The sequence below is a fragment of the Bhargavaea sp. GQ12 genome, assembly GCF_059758705.1.
This window is the reverse complement of sequence record NZ_JCAXEU010000005.1, coordinates 1-17,702: the sequence shown is the minus strand read 5'-3', so window position 1 is coordinate 17,702 and position 17,702 is coordinate 1. Positions and strand designations below refer to the sequence as shown.

Here is a 17,702-nt window from a genome sequence, read left to right as displayed (position 1 = left end):
GGAATCAGGCTATCATAACCGATGGCATGGCCATGTAATGACGATTATGAAATAGGTTTCCCTATAGCTACTCCCCTTTGACACTAAGTCAAAGTTCATTCAGTTTTCCTTGGCTTATTGTATCACACCGGGCGATCGGATGTCCCGGATTTTTTCATTTTCCTCGTCTCACGATCAAACAGGCTATATACGACCGGCACAATGTAGAGGGTCAGGGCGGTGGAGCTGATGAGACCGCCAATCACTGCGATTCCCATCGGCTGGTTGATCTCCGTCCCTTCCCCGATTCCCAGGGCCAATGGAAGAAGCCCGAGGATGGTCGTTAATGCGGTCATCAGAATCGGTCTTGCACGGTCTTTGACAGAGATGATAATAGCGTCCAAAGACCGGATGCCTTCCGCCTTCCGCTGATTGATGTAGTCAACGAGTACAATCCCATTGTTCACGACGATCCCCACCAGTATCAGGATCCCGATTACAGCAGAAACGCTGATCGGGATATCGGTGAGCAACAGGGCGAATGATACCCCAATAATCATGAGCGGCACAGTGAACATGATGACAAATGGATATTTGAACGACTCGAACTGCGCAGCCATGACAAAGTAAACGAGTACCATAGCCAGTATAACCGCCATGATCATGTCGTCGATCGAGTCTTCGAACAGTTCCCTGTCACCGCTATAGGAAATGTCAGTTCCTTCCGGCAGCCCTGCCTTTTCCAGCTCACGCTCCACATCCCCTGTCACTTCACCGAGCGTTCTGGAGGATGCATAGTGGACAGTGAAGCGTACTGCATTTGCCTGGTCAACCCGTCGGATGGCTGCCGGCCCCTCGGCAACTTCGATATCCGCCAGGCTTTCCAGGGTTACGAACGTACCGGACGGCGCGCGGAGCTTGAGCTGTCCGAGCGCATCAATACTGTCGAGGTTGTTCCCGCCGGTTCTGATCCGCACAGCATGGACATCTCCGGCCTCATCAACAATCTGTGACGCTGTTACACCCCGGGTCATGTCATTGACAGCGGAAGCGATTTGGGCAGGAGCGAGTCCATTCGCGGATGCCGCAGCACGGTCGACTTCAATCAGGATCTCTTCGACCCCATCGGTCAGATCGTTGGTGACATCCGTGACGCCCCCAATCTCCGACAGACGGGCAACCGCCATTGACGCAGCTTTGTCCAGGCGTGATTGATCCGTGTCCGTCATCGTGAAGGACAGCGTATTCGGAGATGAACCGGCAGCCGTCTGGAGATTGAAGTTGATTTCAGTGCCTTCACCGCCCATCCCCTGGATATCCGGCTGAATATCATCGACGAATTCGAACACGGACCGGTCCCGCTCCGAAAGCGGCTTGAGCTTGACATAAAGCTCTCCACGGTCAGCCTCGCCAGTTCCCTGGGCAAGTCCCTGCTGGGTGCCGCCGGTAAGGCTGACATACACATCAACATCGTCTTCAGATTTCAAGCGTTCCTCGATCTTTCTGATGACATCACCGGTCGCCTTTACTGACGCATTGTCCGGCATGTTGACCGTGATGCTTACAAATCCTTCATCCGTCGCCGGAAGGAATTCTGTTCCGACCCTATAGATGCCGAACCCGCTTGCAGCAAGAAGAACAGCTGTCAAACCAAGGACCAGTTTCCGGTTATAAAGCGACCACTTGATTGAGCGCTCGAAATTCCCATATGCTTTGGAACGCCTGCGCCGTGTCTCCAGATCACGCTTCGGCTTTCTGAGCATACGGGATGCCATCATCGGGATAACCGTCAGCGCAACGAACAGGGAGGCCAGGAGACTAAATGAAATCGTCATGGCGAACTCCGTGAAAATCCGGCCGATCAGACCCGAGATGAAGATGACGGGCAGAAATACGGCAACCGTGGTGAGTGTGGAAGCTGTAATAGCCCCGCCCACTTCTTTCGTTCCGTCAAGTGCGGCCTGCTTGCGGTTCTTGCCCATGGCTAGATGCCGCTCAATGTTCTCGATGACCACAATGGAGTTGTCGACCAGCATTCCGATTCCGAGAGCCAGGGCCCCGAGCGTCAGGATATTAAGTGCGAAGTCCGAGAAATACATCAGGACAAATGTGACAATGACCGAGTACGGGATCGCCACGCCGATGATGATCGGACTCCGCACCGATTTCAGAAACAGGAACAGGATGAGCATGGCGAAGATGCCGCCCAGAATGAGTGATTGACCGATGTTTCCGATGGCCAGCTGGATATAGTCTCCCTGGTCAAAGAGGATATCTGCCGTCATCCCCTCATATTCAGGCTGTGCAAGCAGCCGGTCCAGCGATTCCTTGAAGGATTCGGACACTTCCGCGGTGTTTGCGCCGGACTCCTGCAGGACCGACATGATCACAGACGGTTCCTCATTGGTCCTTGTCTCCATTCCCCCGTCCTCAGGGGAAAGACTGATTTCACTGATGTCTGAAAGTTTGATTTCCGCACCGTCCATCGGATTGACTGTCAGGACAAGATCCCCGATTTCCTCAACTGAGGTCAATGTGCTGACGATGCGCGTGGTCAGCCGCTTGCCGTCATCCGTTTCCACCGGCTCCCCGGGCATGGAAACATTGTTGGCCTGGATAGCCTGTACAATATCCTGCTGGGCAAGCCCGTTATCTTCAAGCTTGCCCGGGTCCAGGACAATCTGCACATCCTCGACAAGCGAAGAGGATACGGTGACACTTGCAACGCCTTCCGTCCTTCTCAGTTCCGTTTCAAGCGATTCCGCGATTTCCCGGATATCTCCGGATTCTTTATCGGAACGCAGGGACAGCTGGATTACCGGAAACTGCGACGGGTCAAACTTCATGAACCGAGGTTTTCCCGAATCATCGGGAACGGGGGTTTGGTCGATCCGTTGCAGAACATCCATCTGTACATCATCGATCTCCGTAGACCAGTCAAACTCTAGGAAGATCAGATTTGCGCCTTCCTGGGAAGTCGACTGGATCGATTTCAGGCCGGGGAGCGTAGACAAACTGGTTTCAAGCGGTTTCGTAACTTTCTCGCTCACTTCCTCCGGTCCCGCTCCGGGATAGCTCGTCACCACGACCGCGATCGGCGGGTTAAGTTCAGGTATGAGCGTCAGCGGGATCTTCATGAACGAAACAGCTCCCAAAATAAGTACAAGGAGCATCGTCACAATCGTAAAAACCGGGCGCCTGATCGAAAAACCGCTTATCTTCATCCTTTTTTCCCCTTTTCAAAAAGCTATGTCCATCATACCGGAAGCGCCTGCCACCCTCAATGTTCAGCGCACCTTCAATCTCCAAAACAGGCGGCAGCAAAGCCGGTCCCTTGCTGGAAGGTCCGGCCTGCTGCCACCTGTCTGGATATGCATGAAAGCCTGCTGATCAGAGCAAGCTATAAAGCCTGATGTCCGGATGTTTGTCCTGGAACCAGCGAAGGGCAAAGTCGTTTTCGAAAAGGAAAACGAGGTTGTCGTAGCGGTCCTTGACGAGCATGGCACGCGGGCCTGTCATGGACTCTTTTACATCCCCCTCGTTCTCAATCCAACGGGCCACTTTCTGGCCGATGTGCTGGATGATCACCTCGGAGTTGTACTCGCTCTTCATGCGATGTTCGAACACTTCAAACTGGAGCTGGCCGACCGCTCCGAGGATGACTTCCTCGGTATGGAGCGTCTTGTAGTATTGGATGGCACCCTCCTGGACCAGCTGCAGAATTCCTTTATGGAAGTGCTTGGACTTCATGACGTTCTTCGGGGACACCTTGACGAACAGCTCCGGAGTGAATTGAGGCAGCGGCTCAAAGGCGAAGTTCTTTTTGCCGCCGGTGATCGTATCGCCGATCTGATAGTTTCCGGTATCATAAAGCCCGATGATATCCCCTGCGACCGCCATGTTGACGGTCTCCCGGTCATCTGCAAGAAACTGTGTGGACTGGCTGACCTTGAAGGTTTTCGGGATTCTTGGGACGGTCACCTGCATCCCGCGGTCAAACTCGCCCGAGACGATGCGGACAAACGCAATCCGGTCACGGTGTGCCGGGTTCATGTTCGCCTGGATCTTGAAGATGAAGCCTGTGAACTCGTCATCGTAAGGGTTGACGCTGCCGCCACCCTCCATATTGCGCGGCTGCGGCTGTGGCGCAAACTGGAGGAAGGTTTCCAGAAACGTCTGAACACCGAAGTTGGTCAGTGCGGATCCGAAAAAGACCGGTGTCAGTTCACCTTTTTGCACACGCTCCTCGTCAAAGTCGTTCCCGGCTTCGTCAAGCAGCATAATGTCTTCCAGCGCCTGGCTGTAATAGGAAGAGTCCTGGATCGGATTAGGTGCCGCAAGATCTCCGTCAGCGCCGAGCTCCAGGTATTTTTCTTCCCCTTCTGTCCTTGCGAGCTCCACCCGGCGGTTGTGGCGGTCGTAGATGCCCATGAATTCTTTGCCCATGCCGATCGGCCAGTTCATCGCATAGGATTGGATGCCGAGCACTTCCTCGAGTTCTTCCATGAGCTCAAGGGGCTCCTTGCCCTGGCGGTCGAGCTTATTGATGAACGTGAAGATCGGGATTCCCCGCATGCGGCAGACCTTGAACAGCTTGATGGTCTGCGGCTCGATCCCTTTTGCGGAGTCGACCATCATCACAGCCGAATCGACAGCCATGAGCGTCCGGTAGGTGTCTTCACTGAAGTCTTCGTGTCCCGGGGTGTCCAGGATGTTGACCCGCTTCTCGTCATAGTCAAACTGGAGCACCGAGGACGTGACCGAAATGCCGCGTTGCTTCTCGATGTCCATCCAGTCGGATGTGGCGAATTTCCCGGACTTCTTTCCTTTGACGGTTCCCGCATCCCGGATCGCTCCACCAAAAAACAGCAGCTTCTCGGTCATCGTCGTTTTCCCGGCATCCGGGTGGGAGATGATCGCGAATGTTCTTCTCGATGCGATTTCGTGTTTTAATTGGTCTTCCATTTTCATTTCTCCTCATCTGTTTCAGCTTTCCCCATCATAGGGACCGGAGAGTCCGATTTCAAGCGATATTCACGGAAAGGGCCGGAAAGGCGAACCTTTCCGGCACCTATCTTCCCTGTAAATGACCAGCTTATCTGAGTCAGTCCCTGGTGCCGGCCTTGCGTCCGAATTTCTTTTCCGCTTCATGAAGCGCAATCTCGGCATCGCTATGCGGGTATTTCGTGTTCCCGATAATCTGAAAATCTTCATGGCCTTTTCCTGCGAACAGGATGATATCCCCTTCATCCGCAATTTTCACCGCGTGCCGTACAGCCTGCTCACGGTCACCGATGCAGGCATAATTCTTATGCGTCATGCCTGCTTCAAGTTCTGATGTAATCGAGTCATACTCCTCATGGCGAGGATCGTCTGTCGTGAGTATGACATAATCGGCGACAGAAGCCTTTTCCGCCATGATCGGCCGCTTTGAGCGGTCCCGGTTTCCTCCTGTACCAACCAGGAAAATGAGTTTGTTCTTTTTATAGGGCAGAACAGAAGCGATTGCCTTCTCAATGGCATCCGGTGTATGCGCATAGTCAATATAGATTGTGAGCGGAAGGTCCGTCTCGACACGTTCCATCCGCCCTTTAACGGCGGGAAGCCCGCTGAGTCCTGCCAAGATCTCATCCAGCCCCAATCCGTATGCGTAAAGGGCAGCCACCGAAGCCAGCGCGTTATAAACATTGAAGCCGCCGATCAGGTTCATCGTGACCTGGCGCTCCCCTTCAGGCGTATCCATCAGAAAGACAGTGCGGCCGGCTGCGAGCCGGATATCGCGTGCCCTGAACATCGCCTCTGATTCAACTGCGTAACTGATCACCGGATGCGGCGTCATTTGCCGGTACCGGTCAGACCAAAGATCATCCGCATTCAGCACAGCAAATTTTGGCGTGGATGTATCTTGGCCCAGCTGCGAGAACAGTAGCCCCTTCGCATAGCCGTAGTGTTCCATCGTGCCGTGATAGTCCAGATGATCATGGCTTAGGTTCGTGAACACCGCTACATCAAATTCCGTACCGGACAGACGGCCTTCGACAAGGCCGTGGGAGGACACTTCCATCGTCATCGCCTCGCACCCTTCCGACAGTGCCTGGCGGATCATGCGCTGGGTTGTGAGGGAATCAGTTGTCGTATTGGCCGACTCATAGAGGACACCGTTCAGATTGAAACCGATTGTTCCGGATGATGCCGACTTACGCCCGCTGTAGCGGAGAATGCCATCGATAATATTCGCCACACTGGTCTTGCCATTTGTTCCGGTGACGCCGATCATGCGGATCGACTTTGAAGGATGACCGAAAAAAGCGGCCGCAAGAAGTCCTTCCGCGCGTGCCGTATCATCCGTGATGACGACGGCAGCTTTTTCCGGATCCGCCTCAACCGGCCGCTCCGCAATAATGAGTCTTGCACCGGCTGCAAGCGCCTGGGGCACATAGTCGTGGCCATCCACGGTGTATCCGCTGATGCAGATAAAAGCGCCGCCCGGCTGGACCGCCCGGGAATCCACAGCGATGTCCGTTACTTCTTCCGGAAGCATCCCGATCACTTCCCTGAACGGGAGATGTGCCAATAATTCTGTTGTTTCCATCTAATTTCCTCCTCAGTCTTCCGCGAGCGGCGAGAGAATGTAAGCCCTCAGCAGGCGTGCCGCTGCTTCCAGGGAATCCGTATGTGTCCTTTCAAGTGCATGGGACGATTCGATTCCCGGACCGAAAAGCGCGTGCCGGACATCAAATCCTGCGCGGATCGCCGCTGACGCGTCTGATCCGTAATAAGGATAGATATCCAGCTTGTGCGGAATGCCGTCATTTTTGCATAGATCCGCCAAGTGCCGCGTCAGGCCGTAATGATAAGGCCCGCTAGAATCCTTCACGCAAATTGACACGGTATATTCATCGGAAGACTGCCCGTCGCCGATCGCTCCCATGTCGAATGCAATGTATTCGACGGTCCCATCGGGAACCGATGCGTTGCCGCCAAACCCGATTTCTTCGTTATTGGAAATATAGAGATGCAAAGTATGCGGAAGCTTCTCACTGGTTTCCTTTAGTCTGGCCGCCAGCTCGAGCAGGAGAGCCGTGCTCGCCTTGTCGTCAAGATGACGGGACTTGATGTAGCCGCCGCTCCGCTCAAAACGCGGGTCGAATGAGACAAAGTCTCCGACTTCGATTCCGAGCGCCCGGGTGGCGTCCGCACTTCCGGTCCTTTCATCAAGACGGACTTCAATGTTGTCGCTGCTCCGCTCTGCCTTTCCGGAGTCACGGTAAACATGGACGGTTGTCTGGTGCATGAGGATCGTCCCGCGGATTTTCCGGCCGTCCGCCGTATGGACGGTACAATATTCACCCTCGGCGGCATTCCAGTTGAATCCGCCAATTTTGTCCAGCTTAAGGCGGCCCGAAGGTTTGATCTCCTTTACAATGGCGCCGAGTGTATCGACATGTGCCGTGATCAGCCGGCTCTTGCTGTCATCTTCCCCACGGAACGTGGCGATGACGGCACCCTTATTCGTTTTTGTCAGCTCAGCCCCGCTCTCGGCCAGATATGACGCAGCCAGTTTCATGACGTCCGCCGTGTAGCCGGACGGGCTCGGTGTATTCACGAGTTTTTCAAGGATTTCAAGCGATTGTTCGAGTTCAAATGTTATCTTCAAGTTGCGTTCCCCCCGACTGAAAAAGTCCAGTTTTCATTATACGCCTAGAGAGGGTGTCCGTCACGATGCACCGCATCATTTCAGAAAACGCCTGATCAGCTTGAGGCGGTTGCCGTAAGGAGGAAATGCAATCCTGACCGGAAAGGCGGTCCCGCGCTTTAGGATGCCCTTTTCATGTGTAAAAGCATCAAAACCATATTTGCCGTGATAGCTTCCGATCCCGGACGGGCCAGCGCCTCCGAAAGGCAGTGCCGTATTTCCGACATGGGACAGCGCATCGTTAATGCAGCCGCCGCCAAACGGGAGCTCGGACAGAAATGTATCCATCGCGCCCTGATTCTCGGAGAACAGGTAAGCGGCAAGCGGCTTCGGCCGTTCGCGGATCGAGCGGATGATCGCCGTCAGGCTGGAATAGCCGTAAACCGGCAGTATCGGACCGAAAATCTCTTCCTCCATCACCCGGCTTCCAACAGGCGGGCTGTCAACCACCGTCGGCTCGATATAGCCGGTATCCCGATTCATCCGCCCTCCTGAAAGGATCCGGCCACGCTCTTCGTCGATCATCTCCCGCAGCCTGTCGAACTGGCGCTCATCCACGATCCGGGCATAATCCGGAGATTCTGAAGGATCAGTGCCGTAAAAACCCTTGACCGCCTGTTTTAACTCCTCCAGAAACTCATCCTTCACAGTATGGTGAACCAGGCAATAGTCCGGCGCCACACATGTCTGACCGGCATTCGTGAATTTCGCCCATGCAATCCTCTCCGCTGCCATGCGGAGGTCGGCGGTCTGGTCAACAATGGCGGGACTTTTTCCGCCGAGTTCGAGGACAACGGGCACAAGCCGCTCGGCAGCAGCTTTCATGACGATCGATCCGACTTTTGCACTGCCCGTGAAGAACATGAAATCAAACGGCGCATGGATCAGAGCCGACGTCTCTTCCTTGCCTCCTTCCACGACTGTCACAAATTCGGGCGGAAATGTATCTGCAACCAGTTCTCGGATGACGGCAGAAACGTGCGGCGTCGTCTCGGAAGGCTTCAGGACGGCCGTATTTCCACCGGCAATTGCCGCCGCAAGCGGCTCGATCACAAGCTGGAAAGGATAGTTGAAAGGTCCGATGATCAGCACCGTTCCCCATGGCTCACGGATGACGAAGCTTTTCCCCGGCTGGAAATGAATCGGCGTCTTTTTCGGTTCCGGTTTCATCCATTCTCCGATGCTGGAAGCCATTTCCCGAATACTGGATAAGACAAAGCCGATCTCCGTCATGTATGATTCGAATTCACTTTTGCCGAGATCCTTTGCAAGTGCATCCGAAATATCTTTTTCCCTTTTCCGGATCGCTCCATGAAGGTCCACCAGCCTGTCTTTCCTGAATTGGGCTGACTTCGTTTTGCCGGTCCAGTAATATTCCCGCTGCCGGGCGACGATGCCGCCTGCCTGCGTATCCGTAAAAGCCATGTTCAACCACTCCTTTCATTCTTTCTTCATCTTATCGCCGGCGGCCCCGGATATCAAAACATAAACCGGGATATTCTATTCCTATCCGGATGACCTGACGGATTGTTAAATTTTTTTTAAGCTCATAAACGGCTCCCGACTCGGGCAACCTTTGGATATGGGCAGGAAAAGTTGTTGCCTGCCCGCCATGCATCCCGGCCTCCAGGCGGCGGATATCGCACCTTACAGTTTCATACGCTCCTCTTTCCCGGTCAGATAGAAATATAGGTCTTCCGGCTTGTTTTGTTCCTCACTCTGTTTCGGATTCCGATCATGCGGGGTATAGAAGGTCAAACAACGAAAAGATCAAGGAGGAAATGACATGATGAAACAAGAACAATGGTGGGATCATATGTTTACGGGAAATCTTGAATTGGGACTTAACCGCGAGCGGCTAACCGAGCTGGAAGAGGAAAACTTCCTTTACTTCTCGGAAGCTGAAGAAACCGTTCCCCAGGAGCAATAACTAAGTGACGATGCGATATTTGCCGTCAGCCGGTAAAGATGCAGTGCATACATAAGGACCGTCCAGCCGATTATATCCGGGGGACGGTCCTTAGCCATTTCCCGGATATTCCGCACTGATATCTGAAAAGTTTTATTTTAAGGATGACGTTGACTTTACCTGCTTCCCCTTGTATTATTGTAAATGTGCTTGAGAGAACAACCAAGCCAACATCCCAGTTTTGATTCCGTAGCTCAGCTGGGAGAGCGCTACCTTGACAGGGTAGAGGTCGCTGGTTCGAGCCCAGTCGGAATCATCATAAAAAACGCATCCCTAGGGATGCGTTTTTTTGTCTTTTCTGGACGCCTCATGGGTACTTTGACTTGGACTTTCATCCAAATATTTCTCAAAGGCAATCGCTTCTTCTTCCAGTGCGGAAGATAACACCTTATAGGTCGCGGATAAATAGACTGCGGCTGCTTCTGCATCTCCAGATCTGGCCTTTTCAATACCTGCCGGCAATTCTTCAACAAGCAGTTCCACCTTTTTCCGAATGCTTTCACGGCTGTTTCCCAAGTAGGTCGTTACTTCCAATTCCTCTACTTTATTAATCACTCTTAATATCCCCTAACCATATTGTTCTGCCGCTACATTCGACAGACAGATAAACAGTTCCTTCTTAAAAATGATAAATTCCGACTTTGTTCTATTATAAATCTGCTCATTCCTTGCTTGGACAGGTTTGATCGTTATTGAAAACGGCCTTTCTTCCGTCTGAGGTTCAAAAATAGCCTATTTCAGAAATAAACGTATAATAGTGATATACATACGATCAAAATACAATCAGCGAGGAATCCAAGATGAATGACCAACAGACCCGGCCAACCCCGGAAGAAATACAGCACACAATCGATCAGCTGAGAACACAAGTTGATGAATTGGAGAAACTCATCGGCCAGATCATGGTACCCATCATCCCGTCGATAATGCCGGATACGATTTTGGTGCCGTTCGCCGGAGAACTGACACCGGAGCTTTCAAAAAAAGTCGTCACGAAGGTACTCGATCATGTTTCCATGACAGGCACCCAAACTGCGATACTCGACTTCACCGCACTGTCCATCAAACAAACGGAGAGCCTCTCGGTGTTCGGCAATTCTGTCGAAGAGCTTTCGGCATCACTCAGCCTGATGGGCATTGAAGTGATTACAGTCGGATTCACTCCCCAATTCGCCCGCGAAGTCGCATTGTCCGGACTTCCTTTTGTAAACAAACTCAAGTCATTTTCCACTTTCCGCGCTGCTCTCCAGCACCTGATGAAGCTAAGGGGTATGGAGTTGACCGAAGATAACGGGAAGAATTAAAAAGACAGAACCCCTGCAGAATTTTTTCTGCAGGGGTTCTGTTTAGGATGCAGTCGAAATGGTCTGCTTGCCACCTTTGTTCTTAGTCACAAACTGGATGGCGAGAAGAATGACGAACAGGGCAAATCCGAATACGTCGGTCATGCCTTCCGGGAAAATCAGCATGCCGCCAGCCACAAGAGCGAGTATACGCTCCAGCCAGTTTAGCTTGCGATACCAGAAGCCGACGAAGCCGGCACCAACCGCGATCATACCGGCTAATGCTGTTGCGGTCACCCAAACGATTTCAAGGACACTTGCATCAATCATCAGCATCGCGGGGTTATAGACGAACATATACGGGATGATAAACGCTGCAATCGCGAGCTTCGCTGCGTTGACCCCTGTCCGGATCGGATCTCCTCCAGATATTCCGGATGCTGCAAATGCTGCGAGTGCGACCGGAGGTGTGATATCTGCAATGATTCCGAAGTAGAACACGAACAAGTGAGCAGATAAAGCTACAACAACCGGTACTGCTGCGCCTGACGGCTCGTCGATCATGAGCAGGGCAATGACGGCGGGAGCCGCAATCGTCGAAGTGATGACATAGTTCGCCGTTGTCGGTGAGCCCATTCCCAGAACGATCGCTGCGAGCATAGTGAAAAACAGTGTCAGGAAGAGATGTCCGCCTGAGGCTGAAATCAGCCCGTTGGCCAGGCTCAGACCTAGACCGGTCTTGACAACGACACCGACAATGATGCCGGCACATGCCGTTGCCGCCGCAACAGCCAATGCTGTCCGTGCCCCGTCAACAAGGGCATTGATCATGTCCTTGAAGTTCAGGCGGGTCTGTTTGTCGAACGCGCTGACGACAATCGTCAGTACGATTCCCCAGAGCGCGGCTTGCATTGTCGGGATACCGACGAGCAAGAAGATAATAATTCCGAGAATCGGGGTCAGAAGATAAATCTTCTTCAAGACTTCCTTCCGGTTTGGAAGCTGGTCATCCGAAAGACCGGACAGCCCGACCCGTTTGGCCTCAAAGTGTGTCATGATCCAGATTCCCGAGAAGTAAAGCAGCGCCGGAATGGCAGCGGCTTTTGCAATTTCCCAATAAGTGATGCCGCCGATGAATTCGACCATCAGAAATGCCGCTGCTCCCATGATTGGCGGCATGAGCTGTCCGCCGGTGGAAGCCGAGGCTTCTACCGCCCCGGCAAACTCTTTGCGGTAGCCAAGCTTCTTCATCATCGGAATGGTATACGAACCGGAAGTCACCACGTTAGCTACAGAGCTCCCTGATATGGTTCCCTGGAGGGCACTTGAGAAGATAGCCACCTTCGCCGGGCCGCCGGTCAGTTTCCCGGCCAATGCCACAGCCAAATCGTTGAAGTACTGACCCACACCTGTTTTTACGAGGAAGGCTCCGAAAAGGAGGAAGACGAAGATGAACGTGGCCGACACTCCGATTGGTGTACCGAGCACCCCGTCGGTCGTGTAAAACATCAACTGGGCAAGTGCCGTCAGGTCCTGTCCGCGATGCGCCAGGAATCCTGGCCAGTATGGTCCGGTAAACGCATAGATCAGGAATGCCGATGCGATAATCGTAATCGGCAGGCCGACAGCCCGCCGTGAGGCTTCGAGTGTCAGTAAGACGGCCAGGATGGCGACTGTCATATCGAGATCGGTCACCCGTCCGACACGCATGACCAATTCATCGTATTGCAACGGCCAGTACAGGCCGACGCCAATCGAAAGCAGCGCCAGGATAATATCGTAAAACGGGACTCTGTTCTTTTTGGCCGATTTACGGCGAAACGGGAACAGAAGGAAAATAAGAGACAGGGCAAAACCCAGGTGGACAGAGCGCTGGATATAGGCTGTATACTGTCCAAAAATCGCGGTGTATAGCTGGAAAACAGAAAAAGCCAGAAGACCGAAGAAAACAATTTTCTTCATAAGCCCCCGAACGTCACGGGTGTTGGATTCCGGGTCATATTTTTTCAGCAGCTCCTGCTGCTCTTCCTCGGACAGCTGGAGATTCTGCTCTTCCCTCATTGATTTCTCATCTGCCATTCATATTCACTCCTTTCAATAACTCCAGTAGGGACAATTTTCTTGATTCAAAACGGTAAGAAGATCCCCGCTCCAGCAGTTTCTTCAAATCATAACTGCGTCCGCCGCACAGGAATTCAAGGTCCGTATCGATATCCGCCACAAATAGGACAAACGAGTCGAGTACACGATTTTCATACTCAAGCGTGTATCGGCCGTCCTCGGCGGTGAAGGTCTCCCCTTCCTCCGCATGGCCCGGCATGCCGATTGCAAGGTCCTCGTATTCCATCCGGAGAAGACGGATTCTGCTATCATCTGTCACCTCATAAGTTTCAATCACATCCGTCAGATGGATTGAATGGGTATACCGGATGACGAATCGGTCCTCTTCCGTCTGCCGTATGTAGTGGATGGCCGGATTGTCCGAGCGGGTCTCCGTAAACACAAAGGCGTCTGAAAACGGGACTGCGAGAACACATGTAAATGACACCATGAGCAATGCAGTGCCCAGCACTTTCCGCATCACGTCCCCCCTTATCATCCGGCCATTTAAAAAGAACAAAGTGAAGCGATGAAGCACGGCTTCATCGCTTCACTGCATGTTACGGCGAAATCAGTTGCCGTTTACTTCGTCGAAGTATTTCTGTGCACCATCGTGGACAGGAATACCGATGCCCTCAAGGCCTTTTTCAGCTTTGATCAGCTGTCCTTTTGCATGCGTGATCTTATCTGTATTTTCATAGATGGCCTTCGTGATGTCGTAAACAACATCTTCAGGAATGTCGTTCTGAATGACGAGCATTGCTCCTACGGATACAGTCGGAACATCCTCGGTCAGTCCGTATGTGCCCGAAGCAATCGTGTCTTTTGCATAGTACGGATACTTTTCGATCAGTTCATCTGCTTTGGCATCTTCAACCGGAACGATGTAGACCTGTGTCGTTGCGTTCAGTCCTTCAACAGCCCCTGTCGGTGTACCGGAAGTGATGAATGCCGCGTCGATCTGGCCGGACTGAAGGCTTTCAGTGGATTCGCCGAAGTCCAAGTTTTGCGCATCGATGTCATCCATTGTGAGACCGTGGATTTCAAGGAGCTGCTCCGCATTTGCATACGTACCGGAACCCGGAGCGCCTACAGAGATTTTTTTGCCCTTCAGGTCGTCATAAGACTTGATGCCTGACTTTTCCGTCGTAACAAGCTGGATCGTTTCCGGATAAAGCGCGCCGAGCGCGGAAACATTGTCAATCGCCTGTCCATCGAACATCAGTTCACCTTTATTGGCGTAATAAGCAATGTCCGTCTGGACGAATGCGATTTCCGCTGTGTCATCAGCAAGCGCAGTCATATTGGCTGCAGAAGCCTGGGAGCTTTCCGCAGTTGTCTTGATGCCCGTCTCTTCCGAGATGAACTCCGCGAACGAACCTCCGAGCGGATAGTATGTGCCTTGCGTTCCGCCGGTCAGGATACTGAGGAACTTAATATCGCTTGAGCCTTCGTCTCCACCGCCCTCACTGCTGCCGCTGTCGGCACTGTCGCCGCCCCCACAAGCTGCCAGCATAAATAGCGAAATGATTCCGATGATAGCCAAAAACCGGAATTTCTTTTTCATGGATGATCCTCCCCTTCTCTATTAAGTTGGTCATACTAGTTTTCATTCTACTGAGACTATTTTCGCATGTCAACGCTTTCTTGAAAACGTTGACATACTTACTTGGCACCGTCCACATTGCTTTCCGGCGCCGTCTCATCCGGCGGAAGCTCCTTGAAAGTTTCCCCTTTTTCTTCAAGATCACGGGTACGGTGAGCAATCCGGGATGATGCGCATGCAGCCACACTGGCGACGAGGTCATCCAGGAAAGTATGCACCCCGATGCCCTTTTTCGTGTCAAGATGGTTGATGACCCCAATTTTGTTTTTGTCGAGGTGGCCGAAGGTGGTCACCGCAATGCTGCCGTACGTGTAGACAGCACCAAGTGCGATTGTCTCATCCACTCCGAAAAGACCTTCATCCGAATCGACAATCGACTGAAGGGGCTCGGACAACTGCTTTTTCTCAGCGAGTACGTCAAGCTCGATCCCGACGAGCAGGGCGTGCTGGACTTCACGTTTTTCCAGAACACTCTCCACTGACTCGATGCAGTGGGCAAGCTTCAGCCCATCATTGTATGGTGCCTGCATCTCATAGACGATTTTGGCAATGGCCTCGATGCTGACCCCGCGGCGTGTGAGGGCATCTTTCGCGGCTTTCGTGACTGTTGCGGACGGGACTTTCCTGCTTTGGTCAAACATGACAACTTCCCCTTTCTTTGCTGGACGCATGCACACATTATACCTGCATTATTCAGTATGCTACAATTTTATCTATACGTTGCATGAGGAGGATATGGTTTGAAAAAAGGACGCATCAACGAATTGACTTTTAAAAGCGAAGCGCTCGGCGAAGAGATGGAACTGCTTGTCTATCTTCCCGAGAACTATTCCGACCTATATAAACACTCGGTGCTGATTGCATCGGACGGAAAAGACTATTTTCAGTACGGACGGATGACCCGGCTGCTTGAAAAACTGTACGAGGAAGATGCGATCGAGCGGCTCATCGTCGTCGGTGTCCCCTACAAGAGCGTCAGCGAACGCAGAAGGATGTATCATCCCGACGGCGACCGGAACAGCGACTACATCCGGTTTATCGCCCATGAGCTCGTGCCGTTCATCGATGCCGAGTTTCCAACGTACCAGATGGCCGCAGGGCGCGGCCTGATTGGTGATTCGCTCGCAGCCACGGTCTCGCTGATGACGGCATGCAAGTATCCGAACAGTTTTGGCAAAGTCGTCTGCCACTCCCCCTATGCCGATGAAAAAGTGCTGGCAGCTGTCGAATCCGTTCAGGATCCCGCATCCTTCGACATCTATCAGGTTATCGGAACAGGCGAGACCGAAGTCCCGACCACCACAGGGGAAATCGATGACTTTTTGAATCCGAACCGAAAACTGAGGAACTTAATAGAGAAAAAAGGGTTTTCGTCATTCTATGAAGAATTTGATGGCAAGCACACCTGGAAATACTGGCAGAAAGATCTCGAACGCGCCATCCGGTTTGCTTTCGGAAAGTGAAGATTAACCAATCGGTGAACTTTCTGATATCCTTAAGGGAGAACACATAAAAGGAGGTCTTCGCATGAAATACGGAATCGTTGCATTCCCTTCAAAAGAATTGCAGGACAGGACCAACACATACCGAAAGCGCTATGATGCACACTACGCCCTGATTCCACCCCATATGACTGTCGTGGGGCCGTTCACGCTCGAAGGAAAGGAAATGAAGGAAGCGGCAGCCGAACTCCTTGAGGTCGCTGCCAAACAAAAGCCGTTCGAGCTGAAGGTGATGAGGGCAAGCACGTTTGCACCGATCACAAATGCGATTTACCTCAAGATTGAACCGAATGATGAAATCCTTGCACTTCGCGAGGCCCTCAGCCTCGATTTCATCAAAAACATTGAAAACCATCCATACGTACCCCACATCACGATTGCCCAAAAAATGTCCGACGGTGAGCATGACGATATCATCGGCCAGGTCAAGATGGACAACTTTGAGCATAAGGAGACGATCGATCGCGTGCATCTCCTCTACCAGCTAGAGGACGGTCCATGGACTGTTTACGAAACCTTTACACTGTCGGGAGATGAGTGATCGATGGTCAGCCTGAAGCTCGCCTCGACCGAAACGGAACGCGAGGATGCCTTTACCGTCCGTAAGGCGGTCTTTGTTGAGGAACAGGGCGTGCCCATCCATATCGAGCTGGACGAGCTGGACGACGAAGCTGTCCACTTCATCGCATATGACGGCGAACGTCCGATTGCGGCCGGCAGGATCCGGGACATCGGTGACAGCATCGGAAAAGTTGAACGGGTTTGTGTACTGCCCGAATACCGTGGCCAGCACCTTGGCCAGCAGATGATGGTGATGCTGGAAGAGCATGCCCGGAATGCCGGGCTCAGCAAAATCCGGCTCAACGCACAGAACCACGCTGTCCCGTTTTATGAAAAGATCGGTTACATGGTGACCTCGCCGGAATTCATGGATGCAGGCATCCCGCACCGCGTCATGGAAAAATCGGTTTAACACAAAAATCCGCGCAGACAACTTTGTCTGACGCGGATTTTTATTTTGCGGCTCAGCCGTTTTTATCGATCATCCGTTGGATATCCCCGACATTCAGGGAATTGCCGTTTTTCAGGATGGATGCGGCGATCTGGTCCTCGAGCTGCTGTGAAACATCTTTCTTCGCCAGCCGCCCGACTTTCCGGATGATCTTCCTCACTTGCCGCTCATCCTGGAAATTGGCGTGCTGGATTGCATTGGCCAACGCAAACAATTCATCCATCGAGACACCAGTCTTGTTCTCGATTTTCTTGAAGAGCGACTCGTTCATCCAGTCTCCTCCTTAGCAGTTGTAGCTTTTGCCGACAATAATCAGCAGGATGAACAGGATGACGATCAGCACGAACATCGAACCGCCACTGGACTTACCGCCGTAGCCACCGCCACCATAACCGCAGCCCCAGCCACCGCCGTAGCCGCCACCGCCGCCATAACCGCAACCGAACATTGCACTCCCCCCTTTCCTGTTCCTTGTAAGGTATGGCGGTCCCCCAATTGGGGGAAGGGCGATTGCCCGGAAGGTCATGAAACATAAAAGCCCGCTGCCCAATAATG

17 protein-coding genes and 1 tRNA gene are annotated in these 17,702 nt (G+C 52.6%); 6 read left to right on the top strand and 12 right to left on the bottom strand.

Features of this window, described 5'->3' with window-relative positions:
- Positions 1-122: 122 nt before the first annotated feature.
- From AC6CHQ_RS06075 to AC6CHQ_RS06055, 5 genes are all read right to left on the bottom strand, one after another.
- Positions 123-3,203 (bottom strand): efflux RND transporter permease subunit, encoded by a 3,081-nt coding sequence (locus AC6CHQ_RS06075; RefSeq protein ID WP_498081142.1) that lies wholly within the window; start codon positions 3,201-3,203, stop codon positions 123-125.
- Positions 3,204-3,369: 166 nt separating this feature from the next.
- Complete coding sequence (locus AC6CHQ_RS06070; RefSeq protein ID WP_251239046.1) at positions 3,370-4,944, bottom strand: peptide chain release factor 3; 1,575 nt, start codon at positions 4,942-4,944, stop codon at positions 3,370-3,372.
- A gap of 139 nt (positions 4,945-5,083) precedes the next feature.
- Positions 5,084-6,571: a UDP-N-acetylmuramoyl-L-alanyl-D-glutamate--2,6-diaminopimelate ligase gene (locus AC6CHQ_RS06065; RefSeq protein WP_498081141.1), complete on the bottom strand. Its 1,488-nt coding sequence runs from the start codon at positions 6,569-6,571 to the stop codon at positions 5,084-5,086.
- Positions 6,572-6,583: 12 nt separating this feature from the next.
- Positions 6,584-7,630, bottom strand: a complete 1,047-nt coding sequence (locus AC6CHQ_RS06060; RefSeq protein ID WP_498081186.1) for a M42 family metallopeptidase — start codon at positions 7,628-7,630, stop codon at positions 6,584-6,586.
- A gap of 81 nt (positions 7,631-7,711) precedes the next feature.
- Positions 7,712-9,100, bottom strand: a complete 1,389-nt coding sequence (locus AC6CHQ_RS06055; protein WP_251239044.1) for an aldehyde dehydrogenase — start codon at positions 9,098-9,100, stop codon at positions 7,712-7,714.
- 361 nt (positions 9,101-9,461) lie between these two features.
- Here AC6CHQ_RS06055 and AC6CHQ_RS06050 point away from each other — a divergent pair, with 361 nt between their 5' ends.
- Positions 9,462-9,605 carry a hypothetical protein gene (locus AC6CHQ_RS06050; protein ID WP_177168223.1) on the top strand — a complete coding sequence of 48 codons (144 nt, stop codon included), beginning with the start codon at positions 9,462-9,464 and terminating at the stop codon, positions 9,603-9,605.
- A gap of 222 nt (positions 9,606-9,827) precedes the next feature.
- Positions 9,828-9,900: transfer RNA gene (locus tag AC6CHQ_RS06045), tRNA-Val, on the top strand.
- 17 nt (positions 9,901-9,917) lie between these two features.
- Here the strand turns inward: AC6CHQ_RS06045 and AC6CHQ_RS06040 are convergent.
- Positions 9,918-10,199 carry a hypothetical protein gene (locus AC6CHQ_RS06040; protein ID WP_251239043.1) on the bottom strand — a complete coding sequence of 94 codons (282 nt, stop codon included), beginning with the start codon at positions 10,197-10,199 and terminating at the stop codon, positions 9,918-9,920.
- Positions 10,200-10,444: 245 nt separating this feature from the next.
- Here AC6CHQ_RS06040 and AC6CHQ_RS06035 point away from each other — a divergent pair, with 245 nt between their 5' ends.
- The gene (locus tag AC6CHQ_RS06035; protein WP_251239042.1) at positions 10,445-10,948 is read left to right on the top strand and encodes an STAS domain-containing protein; all 504 of its coding nucleotides are present in this window, start codon (positions 10,445-10,447) and stop codon (positions 10,946-10,948) included.
- A gap of 42 nt (positions 10,949-10,990) precedes the next feature.
- Here the strand turns inward: AC6CHQ_RS06035 and AC6CHQ_RS06030 are convergent, their stop codons facing one another.
- From AC6CHQ_RS06030 to AC6CHQ_RS06015, 4 genes are all read right to left on the bottom strand, one after another.
- Positions 10,991-13,006 carry a TRAP transporter permease gene (locus AC6CHQ_RS06030; protein ID WP_251239041.1) on the bottom strand — a complete coding sequence of 672 codons (2,016 nt, stop codon included), beginning with the start codon at positions 13,004-13,006 and terminating at the stop codon, positions 10,991-10,993.
- Entirely contained in the window at positions 12,996-13,508 is a 513-nt protein-coding gene (locus tag AC6CHQ_RS06025; protein ID WP_251239040.1) for a DUF1850 domain-containing protein, read from the bottom strand. Before AC6CHQ_RS06025 ends, AC6CHQ_RS06030 begins: the two co-directional genes overlap by 11 nt.
- Positions 13,509-13,598: 90 nt before the next feature.
- The gene (locus tag AC6CHQ_RS06020; RefSeq protein WP_251239039.1) at positions 13,599-14,594 is read right to left on the bottom strand and encodes a TAXI family TRAP transporter solute-binding subunit; all 996 of its coding nucleotides are present in this window, start codon (positions 14,592-14,594) and stop codon (positions 13,599-13,601) included.
- 98 nt (positions 14,595-14,692) lie between these two features.
- Positions 14,693-15,274, bottom strand: a complete 582-nt coding sequence (locus tag AC6CHQ_RS06015) for a phosphatidylglycerophosphatase A family protein (protein ID WP_251239038.1) — start codon at positions 15,272-15,274, stop codon at positions 14,693-14,695.
- 99 nt (positions 15,275-15,373) lie between these two features.
- On the opposite strand from AC6CHQ_RS06015, the gene AC6CHQ_RS06010 reads away from it, so the two are divergent.
- The 3 genes from AC6CHQ_RS06010 (at position 15,374) to AC6CHQ_RS06000 (ending at position 17,108) form a co-directional block, all read left to right on the top strand.
- On the top strand, positions 15,374-16,096 hold the full coding sequence (locus AC6CHQ_RS06010; protein ID WP_251239037.1) for an alpha/beta hydrolase: 723 nt from the start codon (positions 15,374-15,376) through the stop codon (positions 16,094-16,096).
- Between the two features lie 64 nt (positions 16,097-16,160).
- Positions 16,161-16,676 (top strand): 2'-5' RNA ligase family protein, encoded by a 516-nt coding sequence (locus AC6CHQ_RS06005; RefSeq protein WP_092054038.1) that lies wholly within the window; start codon positions 16,161-16,163, stop codon positions 16,674-16,676.
- A 3-nt stretch (positions 16,677-16,679) separates the two neighbouring features.
- Complete coding sequence (locus AC6CHQ_RS06000) at positions 16,680-17,108, top strand: GNAT family N-acetyltransferase (protein ID WP_092054041.1); 429 nt, start codon at positions 16,680-16,682, stop codon at positions 17,106-17,108.
- Positions 17,109-17,160: 52 nt separating this feature from the next.
- Here AC6CHQ_RS06000 and AC6CHQ_RS05995 read toward each other — a convergent pair whose 3' ends face one another.
- A complete protein-coding gene (locus AC6CHQ_RS05995) occupies positions 17,161-17,418 on the bottom strand; it encodes a stage VI sporulation protein F (protein WP_092054045.1) in 258 nt (85 codons plus the stop codon).
- A gap of 12 nt (positions 17,419-17,430) precedes the next feature.
- Positions 17,431-17,595: a YjcZ family sporulation protein gene (locus tag AC6CHQ_RS05990; RefSeq protein ID WP_251240733.1), complete on the bottom strand. Its 165-nt coding sequence runs from the start codon at positions 17,593-17,595 to the stop codon at positions 17,431-17,433.
- Positions 17,596-17,702: the final 107 nt, after the last annotated feature.